We start from the raw sequence: 20586 nt of genomic DNA on the forward strand, positions 1-20586 counted from the left end.
CAAAAAAGGTAATATGTCTGACTTCATAAATTTTCTGCTTTCGTTACTGGTTGTCGATGGATAAACAAAAAGCTCTGAAAAAAATCGCCAAGTGCTTAGAACTGGGCAATTCCGCTAATGTTAATGAGGCTGCCAATGCTATCAAAATGGCACATCGCCTCATGCTTAAATATGGTCTAGATAAAGACGATATTGAGTTCATCAGAATGGGAAAAACACAATCTTCTCATCTGCTACCAGCGAACATCAGTTCTACCATATTGCGAGTGATTCGCGGCATTAACACAAAATTCGGTGTCGAAGCAGTATTGTTGAATCACAAAGGGCTCAAACGTGTCGAATTTATCGGTGAAGCAGATCGCGCTATTTTTGCTGCATTTGCTTTCGATATTGTTTATCGCGAGATGAACGAAAGTACCGGACAATTCCGAAACAGCTTTGCTGGCACCGGCACCTCTTCTCAGGAAGTGACTCGCCGTGTGAACTCATTTGTATCTGGCTGGGTGGAAGGCGCGATTGAAAAATTGCCAATTATTTCTCCAGATGAAGAGTCGGCCAATAAAATTAATGACTATATTGATAAAGAATTCCAAAACATTGACCGCGAAACGTTCAAGAAGCAATTGAAAGAAGCAATGAAAAACCTAACTGAAGACTACGAAGTGGGCTTAAAGAAAGGTAGAAAGGTTTCAGTTAACCGTGGAGTGGGCGGCGAACAAGCACGCAAAATGTTGGGCGATTCATCGAAATAGCCAGAATAGTAAAGGATTCACATAAGCAGCAATGACTTCGATGTCGATGGGGCTTACTTTGAGAGCTTTGGCAGTATTAGTAGGAATTTTCTTACAGAAACTCTTATCAATCTTACTTTCTCATAACAAATATTAATGCTTGTTTATTCATAATTCGCATCCCATTATGAGGCATGGTTTCGCCTCAGTTTTATACGGAGATTTTCCCTTGAAAAAGATGCCTATTGCACTAGCTCTAGTGCTAGCTCTTACTGGCTGTCAAGCCACTCAACGCCAAAATGCAACAACGGGTGAATACGAAACTAACTCCACCACGCAAGGCGCGCTTATTGGTGCGATCGCTGGCGCAGCAATCGGCCTAGCAACGGGTGATGATGCTAAAGAACGTCGTCAGCATGCACTCATTGGTGCAGCCGCAGGCGGAGCGACTGGCGCTGGCGTTGGTTACTACTTTGACCAACAAGAAGCGGAATTACGTCGCGCTTTGCTAAACTCTGGCGTACAAGTTCAGCGTGTTGGTGAAAATCAGCTTTTACTGCGTATGGAAAACGGTATCGGCTTCTCTTCAAGCTCTTACCAACTTGATGCTAGTATCCATAATACTCTACGCGGTGTTGCTCGTATCCTAGTTGAGTACCCAGATACCAGTCTCGTTATTGATGGTTACACGGATAGCACAGGCAGTGAGTCATACAACCAAACGTTGTCAGAGCGCCGTGCAGAGTCCGTACGTCAATTCCTAGTATCTCAAAACGTTGCACCTGGTCGTGCAATTGCACGCGGCTACGGCGAACGTAACCCAATTTGCTCAAACCAAACTTCTGAAGGTCGTGCGTGCAACCGTCGTGTTGAAATCCAGATCTTGCCACTGAAGTAATTTGGTTGCACCATATCGGTAATAATAAAAAATTACCGGAGCAGGCCTAACCATTATCGTTAGGCCTGACATATTAATGTCTGTCAAAACGTCTGCCCTACTCTGCTTATTTAGCCTCAGCTTTTCTGGCTACTCACTTGCCTCTCAAGCTCCAAATGACCCCATCGAACAATACGAGTACGCACAACAATTATTGGCATCAAACGAAGCTGAAGCCTCACCAGAAACGCGCTACTGGCTAGAGCAATCCGCCAACCAAGGTTACCTCCCTGCGCAAAAACAGCTCGCGAACGACTTTGCTAAAGGGATAAATGGCGAAAAAAATGAAACACAAGCGTTATATTGGCTAACCTCTATCGCACTCAATGACCCAACCGATCGTGGCTTTCTTCTCGCCGATTTTATTCAGCGCAATCCAGATAAGGTCACAACTTCTCAATTGACTGAAGCCTTGTATCAAATGGCTTCTCAGCATAATCCAGCAGCAGAACAAGCTTATAATCAACTGTTAGAGCTGCGCTTCAACCAACTACGAGCTAAACAAGTCTCGCAAATAAAGTCGCTCGATAAAAAAGCAGAGCAAACACAAGAAGAGAAAAGCACAGTTGCAAACCCCAAAGTAAAACACTCGCAGTTTCTATGGCTGATTTGGCTAGCGGCGATCCTCATCATCTGCGGCTTAAGTTTCCTCGTGATCAAAAAACTCAAGCAGAATAGAAAAGCGCGTGAAGCCAAAGAGGAAAGCCAAAATCAACGAATGGCGGAAAAAATAAAAGAGCTAGAGTTTACGAACAAGCAACTGAAGCGTCAGTTAGAGAAAGTATTCAGAGAGTTTAAGAAATCCAAAACTCAGGCAGAAAACCATAAGCTAAGCGTCGCATGCGCCATGCTTGGCTACACACCACAAACCATCCCTGATTTACAGGCAATCAAGCTACGCTATAGACAGTTATCAAAGCTTTATCATCCTGACACAAGGGGCAGTGAAGAAGAAATGAAGCGACTCAATCATGCCTTTAAGCTCGTTTCACAAAATGTTACAAAACAGTAAAAATAGGTCAGGATACTTTGGCTGCCATGCTTTTATTCCCATATAATCAAACACCGCAATCGATCTCCCTCTCAAAGAAATTAACAGACATTTAACTTAAGTCTCGCTTTTATGCCATAATGCCCGGCGCAAAATAACACCTAACGACTCAAATTAATCTAGGTGGGGAGAAAATCAATGTTCACTGAAGAAGGCACCTGTGATTGGTGTAAAAAACCTAGTCTTGTAACTCGTCACGATTATTTAGATGGCAAGCACCATTACTCATGTAAAGCTTGTTACGACATGGCAAAAATCGACGTGCGCCTATTTAACCAAGGCGAATTGCAAATGCGCGAACGCTTGCAACGAGCGAGCTAAGCAAGACGGAATCAATGGAACTGATTTTCAAAGGCGCCTTTTAAGGCGCTTTTTTGATCGCCCAAGCCTATTTCCAATCTCTATCTCGTATTCCCTCCTATCCTACACAGCATGTCGCATCGGTTATCAGCCCTCTCCCACTGTATACAAACCACTGTCCGTGAAAAACACCTGTATATACAGTAGTAAACCCCTGTATGTCTCTCGTCCAACTTTCTACTCACCTCACATTTTTAAATTGATGTTAGACATATCAGAAATGAAAAATAAACAAATAAATTCAATCACTTAAAATAAAATCCTTTTATTTCCTTCTCAAAAAACCGCAAATAACTTTTGAGAAACTTGTTGATCAGGTCGCCAAAACAAACTACTGTATAGGTATACAGCATGTATAAAGGAACAGTAAGATGCAGTTACAAAGTCAATCTCATACATACTCTCGCTACAACGTATTGGCACAAGCAACTAAGCCCATGGCCGTTTCGGATCAGCTTCTATCTAAGCTGGCTGTTTTATCGCAGCAGAAACAATGGATTTTGTTTACAGCAGACTGCCCTCGTCCAGACTTTGAACAACTCACTGCTTCTAATATTTGCTGTAAAAACGTTATTCAAATGAAGCCCTCTCAACAGCTTTCAGAAGTCGAGATCGTGATAAAAGCCATCCGCTCAGGCAATGCCAGTGCTGTTGTCGCATCCAATAAAATTGCACTTATGAATCAATCGATGTTGCGCGACATGGCGCAGCGCTATCAGTGTGAAGTCTTTTTCGTCGAAGGCAGAGTTAATAAGTACCACTAATAAGTTCGACGTTATCCATCCTGCATCTCGCCTCCTTTTTAAGGGGGCTTTTTTTGTATTAAAGAAAATAGGCAAACGTTTGCTTTTTCTCTGGCGAGTTAAAATAGTTCTGGTATGATGCCCACATTCGATTTATTCAGCGCCCACATTTTGCTGAATATCTTCTCTTTCTGACGTTTGATTAAGATGATAGGAATGTCGCAATGAGCCTTGCTAATCAAGTACTTGCCGTCAATGACGACCTGCCAATTCGCACCCATAAACCCGTTCATAGTGGAAAAGTTCGTTCAGTTTACTGGTTAACTGAAGAAGACAGCGCCCGACTGATCAAAGAAAAAGGATACAATGTCGCTCCAGATGCGCCTTTGGCTATCATGGTGATTAGCGACCGAATCTCTGCATTCGATTGTATTTGGCATGCTGAAGGTGGTCTTAATGGTGTCCCGGGTAAAGGGGCTGCGCTTAATGCGATTTCTAATCACTGGTTCAAACTGTTCAAAGAAAATGGCTTAGCAGATAGCCATATTCTAGACATTCCTCACCCTTTTGTTTGGATTGTACAAAAAGCCAAACCGGTAAAAATCGAAGCCATCTGCCGCAAATACATCACGGGTTCGATGTGGCGCGCTTACGCAAATGGCGAGCGCGAGTTTTGTGGAATCCAACTTCCTGAAGGGTTAGAAAAAGACAAAGCACTGCCAGAGTTGCTAATGACCCCATCCACAAAAGGCATTCTAAAAGGCATTCCCAGTGTGCCAGAAGCGGATGACGTAAATATTACTCGTCAAAATATCGTAGACAACTACGAAGCATTTAACTTCTCAAGTGCGGACGATATCGCACTCTACGAAAAACTGCTGAAAGAAGGCTTTAACGTTATCAGCCAAGCATTAGAAGCAATTGACCAAATCTTTGTCGATACCAAATTCGAATTTGGTTATGTTCATGATGCTGCTGGCAATGAAAAGCTGATTTACATGGATGAAGTGGGTACACCAGACTCATCTCGTATATGGGATGCTAAAGAGTACCAAGCAGGTCACATCGTAGAGAACTCAAAAGAAGGTTTCCGCCAGTTCCTACTTAACCACTTCCCTGACCCAGATATCTTGCTAAATAAAGAACGTATGCCAGAGCGTGAAGCACTCGCTCGTGATAATGCTTTACCCGTCGAATCTTTGATGGCGATTTCGAGCACCTACATTGGTATTGCCGAGAAGATTACAGGCAAGCCGATTCATTTGAGTGAGAATCCGAAAGCGGAAATCATCGAAGTTCTGAGCAAAGAATACGGATTGATTGACTAGCACTGTCGCTAGATTGCTAAACGCTTTCCAATAAAAAGTCCGCACTAGCTTGCGGACTTTTTTCGTATTAGGCTCAGTTTAGCCGATATTTAACGTAGTGCCATCTGTTGTAGAGGCTGACTTGGTCGTCACCTGATATGTTTTGTCTTTAATCGTTGATACGAAATACCAGGTCGACTCTGCCTTGCCGGGCGTAAAAGTAACGCGCATAAAGCCACGCTGTTTGATGTCTGCCCACTGTAATTCTGACACTAAGTGCGGCAGCGTGTATTCCATTTGAGCGATCGCGACAGGGTCTAACGCGAGGTAGGCCTCTAACCCAGGGGAACTCACAGAGCTAGTCGCAAACTCTACCCCGATAGGATGCTTAGATACGTCTTTAAGCTCACTTGCCCATGCGTTGTGCGTATCTCCGGCCAAGCAGACAAAGTTACCACTGCTGGCTTTGACCAGTTGATAAACTTTCTCTCGCTCAACGTAGTAGCCATCCCATGCATCTAGGTTATATGGCAAAGCAATGGTATCTAAACTTGGGTCAGAGAGATAACCCGTAATCGCAGAGTTTACCGCTAATAACGCCTCTGTTTTTTGTTCTTCAGTGGCAGTAAACAATTGAAACATCGCGGTCATAACCGAACTTGGCAACTCCATACGAGACATTAACACTTGTTGCCCTAGCACATTCCAAGTTGCGTCGTGCGTACTGAACGTATCCATCAGCCAAGCGAGTTGGTCACCGCCTAACAGCTCTCGGTCTTGACTGCGCGACTGGGCAACTAAACCGCCAATAGCTTCCATCGTTGGTGAGCTGAGCGAGAAATAATCCAACGGTTTATCACGCCCCACAAGTCGCGTGTCGAGCATCATCAAATTGACTAAACTTCCAAACGAAAACTGACGGTAAATCAGCATGTTTGAGAAAGTGTTTTCACGAACGGGCAACCATTCTGTCCACGCGGCAGCCGCAGCTGCACGACGATCATTAAAGCGGCCTTCCTCTTCTTGATGGTTTTCCGCACCATTTTTCCAACTATCATTTGCAAGCTCATGGTCATCCCAGACTGCAATCATTGGTAGGCTCGCATGTAACGCTTGCAGATCAGCATCTTGGCGATATTGCGCATACCGTTTTCGGTAATCATCTAAGGTAATGCATTCAGTGCCTTTGCTTGGCTCTCGCCCTAGTGCCTCAGCATCTTCACTAGCGTAGCCACCAGCCCCATACTCATAAATGTAATCACCGAGATGAAGTACCACATCAAACGGTTCTTGCTCATGTTGATTTAAGATCTCTCGATACACATGGAAGTAACCAGCAGGATAGTTTGCGCAAGAAACAACCGCCATGGATGCCTTTTCTACACCATCCTCTGGTAATGTTTGAGTTTGCCCGACTTCGCTAGTGACATCTCCAACCATGAATCGATAGTAGTAACGAGAATTTGCGTTGAGATTTTGAACATCGACTTTTACCGTGAAATCTCGGCTCGTGTCCGTGGCAAAAGTGCCACTTTGTACGATATCAGTAAAATTTTCATTAGAAGAAACTTGCCAGCTTACATCTGCGTAGCTCGCTGAGGTTGTAACACGAGTCCAAATGATTACTTGTGTTTGAGTAGGATCTCCACTCGCCACTCCGTGCTCAAAGGTAACCGCAACAGATTCACTAGCATCGCTACCACAGCCCACCAGCCCGGTAACAATCGCCGTTGAAGAGGCAGCTTTCATAAAGTCTCGACGAGACAAAGACATATTGACTTCCTTTCTTATTGTGTTTGTTTTTATGCCCAAATGACGTGGTGACTCGATCATCCTTGTATGCCAATAAGGGACGTTAATTCGAACTTACAGTACCAACCACTTAGTCGATAATTTGTCCTAAAAACACAAAGTTAGAAGCTAGTTATGACAATTGCATTTCCAAACGTTACATTTTTGTTAATTTAAGTGCAAATACTCTATATTCATCACACTTCCTAAGACCTGTGACAAAAACCTCAAAATAAAAAAGCGACCTACTTTGAGGTCGCTTTTCATTGCACTATTGTTAAGTGGTACATCGATGAAGTGGAAATGCTCAGCCTAAAACTTGATGTTAAGGACATCTTGTTCTGACGTATCCACCTTCAACTGACTGCGAGATTCTATGTACTCGATTTGCTGAACATCGAGCGAATATGGCATAACGACTCGCAATTCATTGATCCCTTCATGTTTAGCTAACTGGGTTAAGCGGACCAAATTGGATTCATCACTTTTACGAGAAGACATCGATTTTAATGCGGCATCCCACAACCGATCTTCAGGCTTGCTCAATTCCGCAATGTTCTGTTTCCACATCAAACCGAAAATAGGCGCTATGGTGGCAAATGCCTCTAAAAAGGTCCATTTTTTACTACCTGTCGCTCCTAAAAAGCTAGTGTAGTCGAATTCAATGCACGTCTTTCCTTGTTGATCCATTCTATGCCCCCGACACTCGAAAATGAGATATACCAAATATCGTTCAACTGTTTTGATATAGCAATGGGATATAAAACATTCGTCTTTTATGCCCTAATTTACATACAAAAGGAAATATTAAAACCAGCTTTGTAACAACTGATGTACAGCTTCGCCATATATAAGCATTCAATTGATTAATATTTCAATTAAGAAACTAAAAACAACACGCAAGTAACGCTATCAATATGAAATCATTATAGATTCACCAAGAAAATATCAATTCTTGTCACAACGTCATCCGCCGACCTACTTCACATCAATCACTCGACTGGCCTTTTTATACTGTATCTTCCAACCCGCCCAACGTGGCAGCTCCCAACGCTTCGGGCCTCCCTTTCGGTTTCCCTCTCGATAAACGACCTGTACCAGCTTGCGAGACGCGTAATACTCGACATCTAGTTGGAGTTCTGGCAGCGAAAGTTCTAAAGGGTACTGCTCCGTGAAATCGTCGTATTCCCATTCTGGAACACCATTAAATGTTAAGTCTTCTGGTTCAAACAACGCCATATCATCGATGTTTTCAACGCCTAATGTTTCCAACTGATCCTTTAACCAGCTAGAAAATGTCAAGGAGGCCAAGTCGTTAACCTCTTCTCCTTCGACATTAAGGCCCAATGCGTTGTAGAGTTTCCAGTGTTGGATTTGCTGTTTTCTTTGAGAAGCAAAACCTGGTAACAGTGTCTCGTCTTCTATCATTTCGACAATAGACTGAACAGCAACATCACCTTTTAACGCTTGATGTTCAGTACAGATTGTTCGTCCGGCGTAGACAAAATGCATCGTTGCTCTTGGGGTCTCCTCTTCATAATTCGTCTCACCTTGTTGCCACTCCCCTAGCTCAAGTTCGCGTAATAACGTCAGCGGGATAGGCATCATAACCGATGCGAGGTTTAGTGTTTGCTTAACACCTCGTCCTGGCACGCTATGGCTATCTAGCACGATGGCCGCTTCTTCTTTATCAGGAAAGCGGCTGTTACGCCCAACCAGCATCTCGACTACGCCATTTCCTAGAGCATCCCTTCGACGAGCTCGTCGGACAAACACAAGCTCAGGGTGCAATGAGGCGATGGAGAAAAAGAGCGCTTCACGTTTATATCGAGAGGCAACTTCAAGTTCCGGTAATTCAAATGCTTCTCGCATTTGTTTCGCTAAACCTTGCGCCTCTTCGAGTGCGCTGGCATCAATGACAATGCCCGGAAGTCGCTCCCCCCGAACCAAACGGATAAGCAAAGAGGCATCACACCCGTATGGTTCCTCTTGAGATAGAAGCTCAGCGACTTCACCACTTTGTCGCTGATAGAGTTGAGCAGGCACAGATAATGCTGCTGCCAAGTCAATCATTGCTTCCTTCTCTGTCTTCGCTTGAATTCTGGTAACGAGATCGGCAAACAGTGCATCAATGGGTAGTGGATATACTTTTCTCCCGTGCTGCGTGACATTGCCATCCTCATCAATCGCTTCCATGGATAACAACGTCGAATGAGATGCCTCTAGCGACTTTGGGGGAATTGAGTCGAGAAAATCGAGTGTTGAGAGACGGTACCCACAACAAGCCGCTGCCAGCATGGGCTCGACGAGCTCTTCTCTGTGTAATTCTGGAGGTGTCACCAACTCTAAAGGCGCGTGCTCACCATATAGACGAATACAAGCCCCTTCGGTAACGCGACCTGCTCGCCCCATTCGCTGCGCGGCACTGGCCTTAGAAATGTTGGTTAACGTCAGTGCTGTACGTCCATTTCGTTGTACAGTTCTGCGCTCTAAGCCGCTATCGATTACCACCCGGATATTAGGAATGGTCAGAGAGGTTTCCGCGACGTTGGTTGCCAATACGACTTTCCGTTGCTTTTGTACCGTCAGCGCACGATGTCGTTCTGCATCACTGACCGAGGCATGAAGTTTAACCACCATGACATCACTGCTGCTTTGTAGCATCTGCGCGCATTGGGCGATCTCTTTACGTCCTGGGAGAAAAACAAGAATATCGCCATCTTCATCTTCCAGTGCTTCTTTTACCGCTCCGACAACCTCCTGTTCACATCCCTTTTTGTTCGGTAAATAGCGGCTGTCTGTAGAACGATGTGTCACCGTGACTGGAAAGCAACGTCCCTCCGAACTCAGGCGCTTAGCATTCAGGTAACGAGCAAGCTTTTCGCCTTCTAAGGTAGCGGAAGTGACGATCAATCGATGTTGATTTTCTTGCTTCAAAATGGCGGTTAATAGATCAATATCCCAGCGTCGCTCGTGAAATTCGTCCACTATCACGACATCAAAGTCTGCTAGCTTGTTTTCCGAAAACCAACGCAGTGCAACCCCCGGAGTGACAAATACAACTTCGGTTTTTTCATCAAAATAGGCATGAAGCTTGATCGCGTAACCGACTTTGCGACCTATTGGCTCTCCAGATTGCTCCGCAAGAAATTCAGCCAGCGAGGTACAAGCAATTCGACGTGGTTCAATAACCAGAACGCGTCCGTGTTTTGCCGCCCACATGGGCAAGCGGGTAGATTTACCCGACCCGGTTTCGGCTTCCACCACAAGATGGTTAAGGCTTACATGATGGTCAAACTCGGCTTGCAGGCTGTCGATAGGTAGTTGAAACATAGAAATTGGATTTGATTTGATGATGCAAAACATTATACCCAAGTAAAAAAATCCTGCTTTAGGTATCTCTAAACAACCAATATTGCCGATATTTTCGTCGGTATCTGAATTTTTTTGCGACATTACATTGATGTGCATCAACGCATGTTTACAACTAAATAGTGAACCCGTTAAAATTTGGTGCGCATCCTTCAACCCTACATAAGGCACCCAATGAACAACGATAAACGCCCACTATATATTCCATATGCGGGTCCGGCTCTTTTAGCAACCCCTCTTTTGAACAAAGGCAGTGCATTCTCTGCTGAAGAACGTAGTTCATTCAACTTAGAAGGTCTGCTTCCAGAGTCGACCGAAACTATCCAAGAGCAGGTGGAACGTGCCTACCAGCAATACAAAAGTTTCGAAAGCGATATGGATAAACACATTTATCTGCGTAATATCCAAGACACCAACGAAACATTGTATTACCGCCTAGTGCAAAATCACATTTCTGAGATGATGCCTATCATCTACACGCCGACTGTTGGCGCAGCATGTGAAAACTTCTCTAACATTTACCGTCGTGGTCGCGGTCTGTTCATTTCATACCCGAACCGTGACCGTATTGACGACTTGCTGAACAACGCAGCAAACCACAACGTTAAAGTGATTGTTGTGACAGATGGCGAACGTATCCTTGGCTTGGGTGACCAGGGTATCGGCGGCATGGGTATTCCTATCGGTAAACTGTCACTATATACCGCGTGTGGTGGTATCAGCCCTGCTTACACGCTACCAATCGTGCTTGATGTGGGTACCAATAACCCGCAACGCTTAGCTGATCCGATGTACATGGGTTGGCGTCATCCTCGTATTACGGGTGCAGAATACGATGCATTTGTAGAAGAGTTTATCCAAGCGGTACAGCGCCGTTGGCCTGATGCTTTGATCCAGTTCGAAGACTTTGCTCAGAAAAATGCGATGCCTCTTCTAGAGCGTTACAAAGACCGCGTGTGTTGCTTCAATGATGATATTCAGGGTACTGCAGCTGTTACTGTTGGCTCTCTACTTGCAGCTTGTAAAGCAGCAGGAACTCAGCTTTCTAAACAACGTATTACCTTCCTAGGCGCAGGGTCTGCTGGTTGTGGTATCGCAGAAGCGATCATCGCACAAATGGTATCGGAAGGAATTTCTGACGAGCAAGCTCGCTCACAAGTTTACATGGTTGACCGTTGGGGTCTGTTACAAGAAGGCATGCCTAACCTTCTTGATTTCCAACAACGCTTGGTGCAAAAGCATACCAATACGAAAGAGTGGGAAAATGAAGGAAATGGCTTCTCACTACTCGATGTTATGCGTAACGCCAAGCCAACGGTACTAATTGGTGTTTCTGGTGCTCCTGGCCTATTTAGCCAAGAAGTCATCGAAGAAATGCATAAACACTGTAAGCGTCCGATTGTCTTCCCACTGTCGAACCCAACAAGCCGCGTGGAAGCGACACCGAACGACATCATTCGTTGGACAAATGGTGAAGCACTAGTTGCGACAGGTAGCCCATTTGAGCCAGTGGTTCATGAAGGTCGCACTTACCCTATTGCACAATGTAACAACAGCTACATCTTCCCAGGCATTGGCCTTGGTGTACTTGCTGTCAATGCAAAACGTGTCACTGACGAGATGCTAATGGAATCAAGTCGCGCGCTCGCAACATGTTCTCCTCTAGCAATCAACGGTCGTGGGGCTCTACTTCCACCACTAGAAGAGATCCACTTAGTATCGAAAAAAATCGCATTTGCCGTTGGTAAAAAGGCAATTGAACAAGGTGTCGCATTAGAAATTACTGATGAAGCATTGAACGTGGCAATTGAACAGTCGTTCTGGCAACCTGTTTACCGCCGCTACAAACGCACTGCGTTCTAAGCTTGAGACAATTCGTTTAATAATTAGCCCCTACCATGTAGGGGCTTTTATTTTTTTATCATCCTAACCAGATTTTGGCATAAATGGGCTTCTCTCTTTTTGTTTCTATCAGATATGATGAGAACTACATTTTTAGTTAAGGATATAAAACGTTTTGTTGTTTTCTCGCATAAGATCAAAGTGGAAGCTGAAATTTTCCTGGAAGCGATTTGCTTTGATTTTGTCGATCTCTGCACTTAGTCTGCTTGTTTCTGTTATTGCCATCGACCGGTGGGTGGTTTTACAAGCCAAAGAGAGCATTTTCACTGAATACGAGCAAATCCCTCAACATGAGGTTGCCGTAGTTCTTGGTACCAGTAAATACATCGGAAAGACCCTCAACACTTACTACACTCATCGCATTAATGCGGCGATTGAGCTTTACAACCAAGGCAAAGTAAAACAGTTTTTATTGAGTGGTGATAACGCCCACCGTTCATACAACGAACCGTGGACAATGAAACGCGACTTACTTAAAGCAGGCGTGCCTGAAGAAGTGATTCACCTTGATTATGCTGGCTTTCGTACCTTAGATTCGATTGTACGAGCAAAAAAAATTTTTGCTTCGGAGCGATTTCTGATTGTGACTCAGCGCTTTCACTGTGAACGCGCACTGTTCATCGCTGATGCTTACAGCATTGATGCACAGTGTCTCGCGGTAGCAGGGCCGACGGCCAACAAGCAAAAAACATCGATGCGTGTTCGAGAACTGCTAGCCCGTGTGAAAGCGTTTTTAGACCTGTATATTATCAATACGCAGCCTAAGTTCCTTGGCCCTCAAGAACCTATCGTTGCAGTAAAAGAGCCAAATAAAGCAGATAACGAGCCTCTTCAAGTCCCCGTCGAATAGAGGAATAACGTGGCTCACAAGCCTAGTAACATTTCTATAAAACAAATGGGTAGTTTTCTACCCATTTCCAATTCTCAACATCACACTTTCTAATTTGCTCTACGATTCAGGCAAAACTCTTTTTCGCATTCAAAGTAACATTTCATCAATAAATAACTACAAGTCAGTTACTTTGCCATAAAAAACCGACAAAAGGCAATGCAAAAGGAGCACTACCCATGACCGCACTCGCTGTGACATTGAAGAATTGGTTCTTCACTCGCAACAGCATGATTTTGAACGCGAATATCCTATTGTTCATTATCTTGTTTAATACCTTACCCTTTGAACCACAAGTAGTAACCGGCCTGAGCATCTTAGTTTTTGTTGCTATTTTGTGGCTAACCGAAGCGATTCACGTCAGTATTACTGCGCTGCTCATACCACTACTTGCGGTATTTTTGGGTGTGTTCAACACTCAAGCCGCACTGAATAACTTTTCCAACTCCATCATTTTTCTATTTTTGGGTGGTTTTGCACTAGCTGCGGCTCTACATAAACAAAAGTTAGATCAAGCGATTGCAGATAAAGTACTATTGCTGGCAAGAGGAAAAATGTCTGTCGCTGTATTCATGCTATTTGGTGTGAGTGCTGGCCTGTCAATGTGGATTTCAAACACCGCCACCGCCGCGATGATGTTACCGCTTGTGCTGGGTGTGATGACAAAGCTAGACGCCAAGAAAAACCACAACACCTTTTTGTTTGTTCTACTCGGTATCGCTTACAGTGCTTCAATTGGTGGTATTGCAACACTGGTTGGTAGCCCACCAAACGCAATTGCAGCCGCTGAAGTTGGTCTAAGCTTCACTGAATGGATGAAGTTTGGTGTACCTATTTCCCTAGTATTAATGCCAATCGCTATCCTCGTATTGTACACGATGACTAAGCCTGACCTTAGCCACAAGTTTGACCTTGACCATCAACCAGTCGAATGGACAAACGGCAAAATGATTACGTTGGCGATTTTCTTACTGACCGTAACTTTGTGGATATTCAGTAAGCCTATTAACGCTATGCTGGGTGGCTTCGCGAAGTTCGATACTCTTGTAGCCATTGGCGCCATCCTTCTACTTGGTGCTTCTCGCGCCGTCGAGTGGAAAGATATTGAGAAAACAACCGACTGGGGTGTGTTAATCCTATTTGGTGGTGGTATCTGTCTGAGTAACGTCCTAAAAGCAACCGGAACAAGCGTATTTTTGGCTCATAGCTTGTCAGGCTTCCTTGAGCAAGCCGGTATTCTCTTAACGATTCTTGCAGTGGTTGCTTTTGTTGTCTTCTTGACTGAGTTTGCGAGTAACACCGCCAGTGCTGCGCTACTTGTCCCTGTATTTGCGACCATTGCAGAAGCCTTAGGCATGTCTCCGGTTATTCTCTCTGCACTGATTGCCGTCGCTGCATCTTGTGCATTTATGTTACCTGTTGCAACACCTCCAAACGCGATTGTGTTCGGTACGGGTCATATCAAGCAAAAAGAAATGATGCGAATTGGTTTCGTATTAAACATTGCCTGTATTGCTGCACTAACGCTTTTCGCTTGGTTGTTCTGGTAAAAATAGCAAGTTCGATTAGCACTACACTGCTGCTCACGGTAATCGTATCGATAACCCAAACTTCCCCCCTAAGTGGTGTTCAGCAGTTTCCCTCTTGGTGGCCAGTTGGCCACCTTTTTTCTTTACTTTCAGTGAACGGCTATCAGGCTTGCTTCTTTTCGCAAGCAAGTAAACCATAATGAGCTTCCACTCGGTTGCGACCATTGCGCTTCGCCTGATACAACACTTCGTCAGCTCTCGCCATGGTTTCTGAGACGCGTTCACTCTGCATTTGGGCAATGCCAATACTGCAAGTTAATGATTCACCGTGCACCCACAAATGATCCTCCACATTTTTGCGAATCATTTCTGCCTTCTCTAGCGCTTGTTCAATATTGGTATCAGGGCAAAATACGACAAACTCTTCGCCGCCCCAACGAACGAGTCGATCGTCTGAGTAAATAGAAGTCGCTACCACCATGACAAATTCGCGCAATATGTCATCCCCCATTTGGTGCCCAAATTTGTCGTTCACCTTTTTAAACTTATCCAAGTCCAAATAGAGAATACTGAAGGTGTTATGCCCCCAGCGAACCTGACGAGATTGTTGTTCCAGCCAGTGTTGCACAGCATATCGGTTCATCGCGCCCGTCAAAGCATCTCGATGCGCTAACTCTGCAAACTCATAGTTTTGAGCTCGCAAAGTATCATTCACCTTTTCCAAATGACGGTGACGCTTTTGCGCTTTTTCATAAGCCACTCTATTTTTTCGTAACTCATGCAGTGAAAAAGCCAGTCCAAGCGCCATCCAAGAGAGTAATAATGCATACAACAATGTTTCTTGCGCAAGGTAAGCGCCTTCAAACTCAATTTTATCAATCACAATTCTATGTTTACCAAGTGCCGCACCAGACCCAGTTGCAATATCAATACGTGTGATGTTTGAAAATTCAGGTGCAGAGTGCTCAATCGCGACTCCGTTATCTGCTAACCACCAGGTCATCACCTGAAGATTTTTAATCGGAATTTCGACAATATCGCTCGAACCCGACGGAGAAAACTGCATGCCATTATATTTAATGGTGTACTCGTCGTCCGGCTTGGAATACTCAGAATTATAATTGCGAAGATACAAACGTAGGTCGTGGCTAGGGTTAGCCCCTATTCCTGCCTCTTCATATCGCACCTTCAATCGAATCGTATGGTAGTTGGAAAGGTCAATACCCTGTGTTGGCGTTGCTGAATCGGTATAAACCGAGATTCCGCAATAAGGCCAAGCATACGAGCTCTGCTTTAGTTCACAGCTAAGAACTAGGCTTTGCCGATCGTATGTGATATCTGCCTCACTCGCACCTCCTTCACTGACATCTTTAGTTGCATAGATATTGAAATGCTCAGGTGTAATGGTCAGCTTTCGCGTATCGCCAAGCACACTATAAAGGGCAACCAAACTGATAGTGCAAATAGAAAGAGCAAAGATAAAGTTATGGATCCACTTCATGGGCAAGTGACCTGCTGAGATTATATACAATACGTGAGGTTCAATAATTTCAAAAAATGAAATAAAGGTGATTTATCAAGAAATAAAATCACTTTTTCATTCAATTCTTAGTTTCGACACATAGTAACGGATTTTGAACCGTTATCACGTTTTAAAATTTCTAAAAAATGCAGCCCAACTTCTATTTGCGAAGCATTTCACAGCCATAACTTTTAGAAAATAAAACACGATGCATAATAATTTAGTGCAAGACATTTACTTTAAAGCTCCTGTCAACCCTGCATCTCTTCTCCACTTCAGTATATACTGTGCAAAAACACAATAATGAGTAATGTCATGTCATTAATTGCAACTGGCACGCTAAACAAAATGCGTGCTTCTCTGGACGGTGCCGTCAACTACCGTCTTCCTGTCGGTGAGGAAGAGATCGACTTAACTCAGTTTCTGGGTAAAACGCTCACACTGACTCACACTGGCAATATTTTTTGTTGCTCATGTGGAAAGAAAACGAAAAAGAGTTATTCGCAAGGCCACTGTTTTGTATGCATGAAAAAGCTAGCAAGCTGCGACATGTGTATCATGAAGCCAGAGACCTGCCACTACGATCAAGGGACTTGTCGCGAACCACAATGGGGTGAAGAGAATTGCATGGTGGATCACTTTGTCTACCTGTCCAACACATCCAGCTTAAAAGTTGGTATCACTCGTCATACTCAAATCCCGACTCGTTGGATTGACCAAGGCGCGACTCAGGGCTTGCCAATTTTTAAAGTAAAAACTCGCCATATCTCCGGTTTAATTGAAGTTGAACTGGCGAAACATATCGCAGACAAGACCAATTGGCGCACACTGCTTAAAGGTGACGGTGAACCTATGGCATTGCAGGACCGTTTTGCTGAGCTATTGCCTTTAGTCGAAGAGAAAATTGCCGAGATAAAACAGCAATTCGGCGAAGATGCCATTGAAGTATTAAACGAAAGCATTACCGACCTTAGCTACCCGGTACAACAGCACCCAACGAAGATCACTTCGCATAACTTCGATAAAAACCCGGTTGTTACTGGCACTTTGCAAGGCATCAAAGGTCAATACCTCATCTTTGATACTGGCGTTATTAATGTAAGAAAATTCACTTCCTATGAAGTTGAAGTTAGTGCGTAATCGCTTGTAAACGCGTTGATTCAAATAAAAACGAAAAAAGCTCGAGTTTGACTCGAGCTTTTGTTTTTCTATTAGGAAGAAATCGTTAGTTATGCGTCAAGGATGCTTTCTAGCACATCGAATAACATATCGACTTCTTCTATTGTGTTGTAATGCATACAACCAATTCGCACTACACCACCCGATTCTTCTAAACCAAGTTGACGAACTAAGCCCAACGCATAAAAGTGACCATTCCATACACAAATGTTATGTTCACCCAGTGTTTTCGCGATGAACTCTGGAGAATATCGGTCAAACGTTAGCGCAAAAGTTGGCGTGCGGAGTTGGCTATCTTCCTTTGCGATACCGAATAGATTGACACCATCTAATGCATTCAAACGCTGTAAGAAACGCTCACTCAAGCGCTGCTCATGTTGTTCATACAGTTGGTAGCTTTGCTCCAACCGTTGGCGAAGAGGTAAACCGACTTCACCAAATTGAGCCAGATACTCAACCGCAGAAACGACACCAGCAAGACCTTCAAAACTTTGCGTTCCTGTTTCAAATCGACCTGGACCTATATTAGTGGCAGGCTCGACTTTGTATGGGCGAATACTGTGGAGCCACTGATCGGCTATGTAAGCAATACCAACGTGCGGTCCGAAAAACTTGTAAGCTGAGCAAGCTAAAAAGTCACAACCTAACGCTTGAACATCAACCAAATGATGAGGCGCATAATGGACGGCATCCACATAAACTTGTGCCCCAACATTGTGCGCCATGCTGACTACATGCTGTACATCCACAATAGAGCCCGTCGTGTTCGATGCATAAGTCACAGCGACAAGGCGCGTTTTATCAGAAAGAAGGCGGCTTAAATGCTCAATATCCAGCGTACAATCTTCTTCGTTGATACGAACTTGATGAACCGTAACGCCTTTATCTTCTGCCGCTTGCTGCCAGCTGGATACATTTGAATAGTGATCCAAAGCGGAAACAATGATCTCATCTCCTGCTTGCCAATCTCGACTAATCGCGCGACTAAGCTGAAAGGTTAGTGAGGTCATATTGGCACCGAAGACAATATTGCCAGATGAAGGGGCATTAAGTAGAGCCTGAGCCGACTCACGCGCATTTTGCATTACGTCAACGGTCACTTGGCTAGAAAAATAATGTCCGCCTAAGTTAGCGTTGAAACGACCTAAATACCCTACCATGCTGTCTAGTACTGATTGAGGCACTTGTGAGCCACCTGGACCATCAAAAAACGTCACAGGCTTGTCGTTGTGGTATTGAGCCAACGCCGGAAATTGCGCTCTGATCTGATTAAGATTGAAGTTCATTACGCTTATCCGTAGCAGTGAGTACAAATACATCCATATGGCCTGCTTCGTCATCAATAACAGAGCGGATTGGGCACGCGTTATGCCACAGCTTGCTATCAGCCAAGATTGCGACCTCTCCGGTTTCTAGCACTTTACGGAAAAATGGGGCTTGGTTATGGCTGCTGTAAAGCATGATGTCGCCACCGATGATGTTATGGCGTCCCACACCAACCATTGCAATGTGATCAAAACCGTCTTGGTGCACACCTTCAGGTGCTACTTGGGTTTCTTCTTCCAGTGCCCTGATACGGATTTGGTGAATTTCTATTTCTTGACCGTTTGGCAGATGATTCGCATTGACAAACAATTCACACATTTCTCGAAATCCATCGCTGGTAAGAATATCCTTCTCAATTGGCTCGAATTGTCTTACAACATCACCTTGAAATCGGTTGATATCAGAGGATTGAACAAAGCTATTTTTATTTAAGTCGATGACTTTGCCGTTATCAAAACCAACCACAGAATAACGTCGTAGTCGATACTGACCATCTGCATGTTCGGTACGAGGCAGTTCTTCAAACGATGGGGAAAGCTGCTCAATTGCTGCCATGCTGAGCTGTGTTAAATGTAGAGTATTCTCACGTGAATGTAACATCATTTGCTCCTTTAATGAGGCACATTAATTAACATTTAATTTACACACTAGGTTACGCAAATATTCTGCAATTACCAGCTTTTAACGTTGATAGCTTCAACAAAACGACGAAAACAACATAACAAACCAAACCAAACCACAAAAACAGAGCCATGTTTCAGTTTTACGCTTTGACAATATTTGAAACTAGACTTCTCTACTACGAATAGAATTTTATGCTAGAAGTCAACGTTCTCAATCAATATTTAGTGGGTTCTAATCTATAACCAATTATTCGATCACAATCGTTGTTTATGCTTTTAAAGCACTAAGAATTTCCATACAATCGAGGGAAATGTTACGCCCTTTTTGGAGCCATAATGAGCGACGTAAAACACTGTAAATTATTAATTCTTGGTTCTGGTCCTGCAGGATACACAGCTGCCGTCTACGCAGCGCGTGCAAACTTAAACCCTGTGCTTGTGACGGGAATGCAACAAGGTGGTCAGCTAACCACCACAACTGAAGTTGAAAACTGGCCAGGCGATGCTGAGGGACTGACAGGTCCAGCATTGATGGATCGCATGAAAGAACACGCCGAGCGTTTTGAAACTGAAATCGTATTTGATCACATCAATGAAGTAGAGCTATCACAACGCCCATTTCGTTTAAAAGGCGACTCAGGTGAGTACACTTGTGATGCCTTAATCATATCTACCGGCGCATCAGCAAAATACCTTGGCCTTGAGTCTGAAGAAGCATTTAAAGGTCGCGGCGTTTCTGCTTGTGCAACCTGTGACGGTTTCTTCTACCGTAATCAGAAAGTTGCAGTTGTGGGCGGTGGTAACACGGCTGTTGAAGAAGCGCTATACCTATCTAACATTGCGTCAGAAGTTCACCTGATCCACCGCCGCGATTCATTCCGCGCAGAGAAGATCCTTGTGAAACGTCTGATGGATAAAGTTGAAAGCGGTAATATCGTTCTTCATACCGATCGCACTCTCGATGAAGTACTGGGTGACGATATGGGCGTAACGGGCGTCCGCATTAAAGACGTGAACAGCGGTGCGACAGAAGATATCGATGTAATGGGTGCATTCATCGCAATTGGTCACCAGCCAAACACACAAATCTTTGAAGGCCAAGTAGACATGAAAGATGGCTACATCATCGTTCAATCAGGTCTTGAAGGCAACGCAACACAAACTAGTATCGAAGGTGTATTTGCAGCTGGCGACGTAATGGACCACAACTACCGTCAAGCGATCACCTCTGCAGGTACAGGTTGTATGGCTGCATTAGATGCTGAACGTTTCTTAGACTCACTTGGTGACAAATAACTTTTCACATTTGTGTCATATCCTTAAA

Annotated in this window: 17 protein-coding genes; 11 read left to right on the plus strand and 6 right to left on the minus strand. The window is 44.2% G+C overall.

Annotated elements, in window-relative coordinates; translation table 11 throughout:
* Positions 1-56: 56 nt before the first annotated feature.
* From R7P69_RS08710 to R7P69_RS08735, 6 genes are all read left to right on the plus strand, one after another.
* Positions 57-752: a DUF2786 domain-containing protein gene (locus R7P69_RS08710; RefSeq protein ID WP_005377954.1), complete on the plus strand. Its 696-nt coding sequence runs from the start codon at positions 57-59 to the stop codon at positions 750-752.
* A gap of 217 nt (positions 753-969) precedes the next feature.
* On the plus strand, positions 970-1629 hold the full coding sequence (locus tag R7P69_RS08715) for an OmpA family protein (RefSeq protein ID WP_005377956.1): 660 nt from the start codon (positions 970-972) through the stop codon (positions 1627-1629).
* A 76-nt stretch (positions 1630-1705) separates the two neighbouring features.
* Complete coding sequence (locus tag R7P69_RS08720) at positions 1706-2680, plus strand: J domain-containing protein (protein ID WP_238952278.1); 975 nt, start codon at positions 1706-1708, stop codon at positions 2678-2680.
* 177 nt (positions 2681-2857) lie between these two features.
* Entirely contained in the window at positions 2858-3040 is a 183-nt protein-coding gene (locus R7P69_RS08725) for a hypothetical protein (protein ID WP_005377960.1), read from the plus strand.
* A gap of 410 nt (positions 3041-3450) precedes the next feature.
* A complete protein-coding gene (locus R7P69_RS08730) occupies positions 3451-3843 on the plus strand; it encodes a SulA-like leucine-rich domain-containing protein (protein WP_005377962.1) in 393 nt (130 codons plus the stop codon).
* 203 nt (positions 3844-4046) lie between these two features.
* Positions 4047-5150: a phosphoribosylaminoimidazolesuccinocarboxamide synthase gene (locus tag R7P69_RS08735; protein ID WP_238952277.1), complete on the plus strand. Its 1104-nt coding sequence runs from the start codon at positions 4047-4049 to the stop codon at positions 5148-5150.
* Between the two features lie 78 nt (positions 5151-5228).
* Here R7P69_RS08735 and R7P69_RS08740 read toward each other — a convergent pair whose 3' ends face one another.
* The 3 genes from R7P69_RS08740 to R7P69_RS08750 form a co-directional block, all read right to left on the minus strand.
* On the minus strand, positions 5229-6902 hold the full coding sequence (locus tag R7P69_RS08740; protein WP_238952276.1) for an alkaline phosphatase D family protein: 1674 nt from the start codon (positions 6900-6902) through the stop codon (positions 5229-5231).
* A gap of 330 nt (positions 6903-7232) precedes the next feature.
* Positions 7233-7610, minus strand: coding sequence for a hypothetical protein (locus R7P69_RS08745; RefSeq protein ID WP_005377965.1), 378 nt, complete (start codon positions 7608-7610; stop codon positions 7233-7235).
* A 288-nt stretch (positions 7611-7898) separates the two neighbouring features.
* Positions 7899-10253: a helicase-related protein gene (locus R7P69_RS08750; protein WP_238952346.1), complete on the minus strand. Its 2355-nt coding sequence runs from the start codon at positions 10251-10253 to the stop codon at positions 7899-7901.
* A gap of 213 nt (positions 10254-10466) precedes the next feature.
* On the opposite strand from R7P69_RS08750, the gene R7P69_RS08755 reads away from it, so the two are divergent.
* From R7P69_RS08755 to R7P69_RS08765, 3 genes are all read left to right on the plus strand, one after another.
* On the plus strand, positions 10467-12155 hold the full coding sequence (locus R7P69_RS08755; RefSeq protein ID WP_005377977.1) for an NAD-dependent malic enzyme: 1689 nt from the start codon (positions 10467-10469) through the stop codon (positions 12153-12155).
* A gap of 154 nt (positions 12156-12309) precedes the next feature.
* Positions 12310-13044 carry a vancomycin high temperature exclusion protein gene (locus R7P69_RS08760; protein ID WP_064376420.1) on the plus strand — a complete coding sequence of 245 codons (735 nt, stop codon included), beginning with the start codon at positions 12310-12312 and terminating at the stop codon, positions 13042-13044.
* Between the two features lie 218 nt (positions 13045-13262).
* The gene (locus tag R7P69_RS08765) at positions 13263-14633 is read left to right on the plus strand and encodes an SLC13 family permease (protein ID WP_017634863.1); all 1371 of its coding nucleotides are present in this window, start codon (positions 13263-13265) and stop codon (positions 14631-14633) included.
* 142 nt (positions 14634-14775) lie between these two features.
* Here R7P69_RS08765 and R7P69_RS08770 read toward each other — a convergent pair whose 3' ends face one another.
* Positions 14776-16113 (minus strand): GGDEF domain-containing protein, encoded by a 1338-nt coding sequence (locus tag R7P69_RS08770; protein ID WP_064376421.1) that lies wholly within the window; start codon positions 16111-16113, stop codon positions 14776-14778.
* A 336-nt stretch (positions 16114-16449) separates the two neighbouring features.
* Between R7P69_RS08770 and R7P69_RS08775 the strand changes: the two genes are divergently transcribed.
* Positions 16450-17274 carry a DUF2797 domain-containing protein gene (locus R7P69_RS08775; protein ID WP_238952275.1) on the plus strand — a complete coding sequence of 275 codons (825 nt, stop codon included), beginning with the start codon at positions 16450-16452 and terminating at the stop codon, positions 17272-17274.
* A gap of 89 nt (positions 17275-17363) precedes the next feature.
* Here R7P69_RS08775 and R7P69_RS08780 read toward each other — a convergent pair whose 3' ends face one another.
* A complete protein-coding gene (locus R7P69_RS08780; RefSeq protein WP_064376422.1) occupies positions 17364-18599 on the minus strand; it encodes a cysteine desulfurase-like protein in 1236 nt (411 codons plus the stop codon).
* On the minus strand, positions 18583-19239 hold the full coding sequence (locus tag R7P69_RS08785) for a 2OG-Fe dioxygenase family protein (RefSeq protein WP_005377989.1): 657 nt from the start codon (positions 19237-19239) through the stop codon (positions 18583-18585). Before R7P69_RS08785 ends, R7P69_RS08780 begins: the two co-directional genes overlap by 17 nt.
* Positions 19240-19598: 359 nt before the next feature.
* Between R7P69_RS08785 and trxB the strand changes: the two genes are divergently transcribed.
* Complete coding sequence (gene trxB / locus R7P69_RS08790; RefSeq protein ID WP_005377991.1) at positions 19599-20558, plus strand: thioredoxin-disulfide reductase; 960 nt, start codon at positions 19599-19601, stop codon at positions 20556-20558.
* The last annotated feature ends 28 nt before the right edge of the window (positions 20559-20586 follow it).

Source organism: Vibrio sp. 661 (assembly GCF_033339315.1).
Lineage (GTDB): Bacteria > Pseudomonadota > Gammaproteobacteria > Enterobacterales > Vibrionaceae > Vibrio > Vibrio alginolyticus.

Bases quoted from the DNA above. Each gene is read 5' to 3' on its own strand.
- R7P69_RS08785 (WP_005377989.1), bottom strand. From the start codon at position 19,239: ATGTTACATTCACGTGAGAATACTCTACATTTAACACAGCTCAGCATG.
- R7P69_RS08710 (WP_005377954.1), top strand. From the start codon at position 57: ATGGATAAACAAAAAGCTCTGAAAAAAATCGCCAAGTGCTTAGAACTG.
- R7P69_RS08735 (WP_238952277.1), top strand. From the start codon at position 4,047: ATGAGCCTTGCTAATCAAGTACTTGCCGTCAATGACGACCTGCCAATT.
- R7P69_RS08755 (WP_005377977.1), top strand. From the start codon at position 10,467: ATGAACAACGATAAACGCCCACTATATATTCCATATGCGGGTCCGGCT.
- R7P69_RS08770 (WP_064376421.1), bottom strand. From the start codon at position 16,113: ATGAAGTGGATCCATAACTTTATCTTTGCTCTTTCTATTTGCACTATC.
- trxB (WP_005377991.1), top strand. From the start codon at position 19,599: ATGAGCGACGTAAAACACTGTAAATTATTAATTCTTGGTTCTGGTCCT.
- R7P69_RS08775 (WP_238952275.1), top strand. From the start codon at position 16,450: ATGTCATTAATTGCAACTGGCACGCTAAACAAAATGCGTGCTTCTCTG.
- R7P69_RS08780 (WP_064376422.1), bottom strand. From the start codon at position 18,599: ATGAACTTCAATCTTAATCAGATCAGAGCGCAATTTCCGGCGTTGGCT.
- R7P69_RS08725 (WP_005377960.1), top strand. From the start codon at position 2,858: ATGTTCACTGAAGAAGGCACCTGTGATTGGTGTAAAAAACCTAGTCTT.
- R7P69_RS08750 (WP_238952346.1), bottom strand. From the start codon at position 10,253: ATGTTTCAACTACCTATCGACAGCCTGCAAGCCGAGTTTGACCATCAT.
- R7P69_RS08720 (WP_238952278.1), top strand. From the start codon at position 1,706: ATGTCTGTCAAAACGTCTGCCCTACTCTGCTTATTTAGCCTCAGCTTT.
- R7P69_RS08715 (WP_005377956.1), top strand. From the start codon at position 970: ATGCCTATTGCACTAGCTCTAGTGCTAGCTCTTACTGGCTGTCAAGCC.
- R7P69_RS08745 (WP_005377965.1), bottom strand. From the start codon at position 7,610: ATGGATCAACAAGGAAAGACGTGCATTGAATTCGACTACACTAGCTTT.
- R7P69_RS08740 (WP_238952276.1), bottom strand. From the start codon at position 6,902: ATGTCTTTGTCTCGTCGAGACTTTATGAAAGCTGCCTCTTCAACGGCG.
- R7P69_RS08765 (WP_017634863.1), top strand. From the start codon at position 13,263: ATGACCGCACTCGCTGTGACATTGAAGAATTGGTTCTTCACTCGCAAC.
- R7P69_RS08730 (WP_005377962.1), top strand. From the start codon at position 3,451: ATGCAGTTACAAAGTCAATCTCATACATACTCTCGCTACAACGTATTG.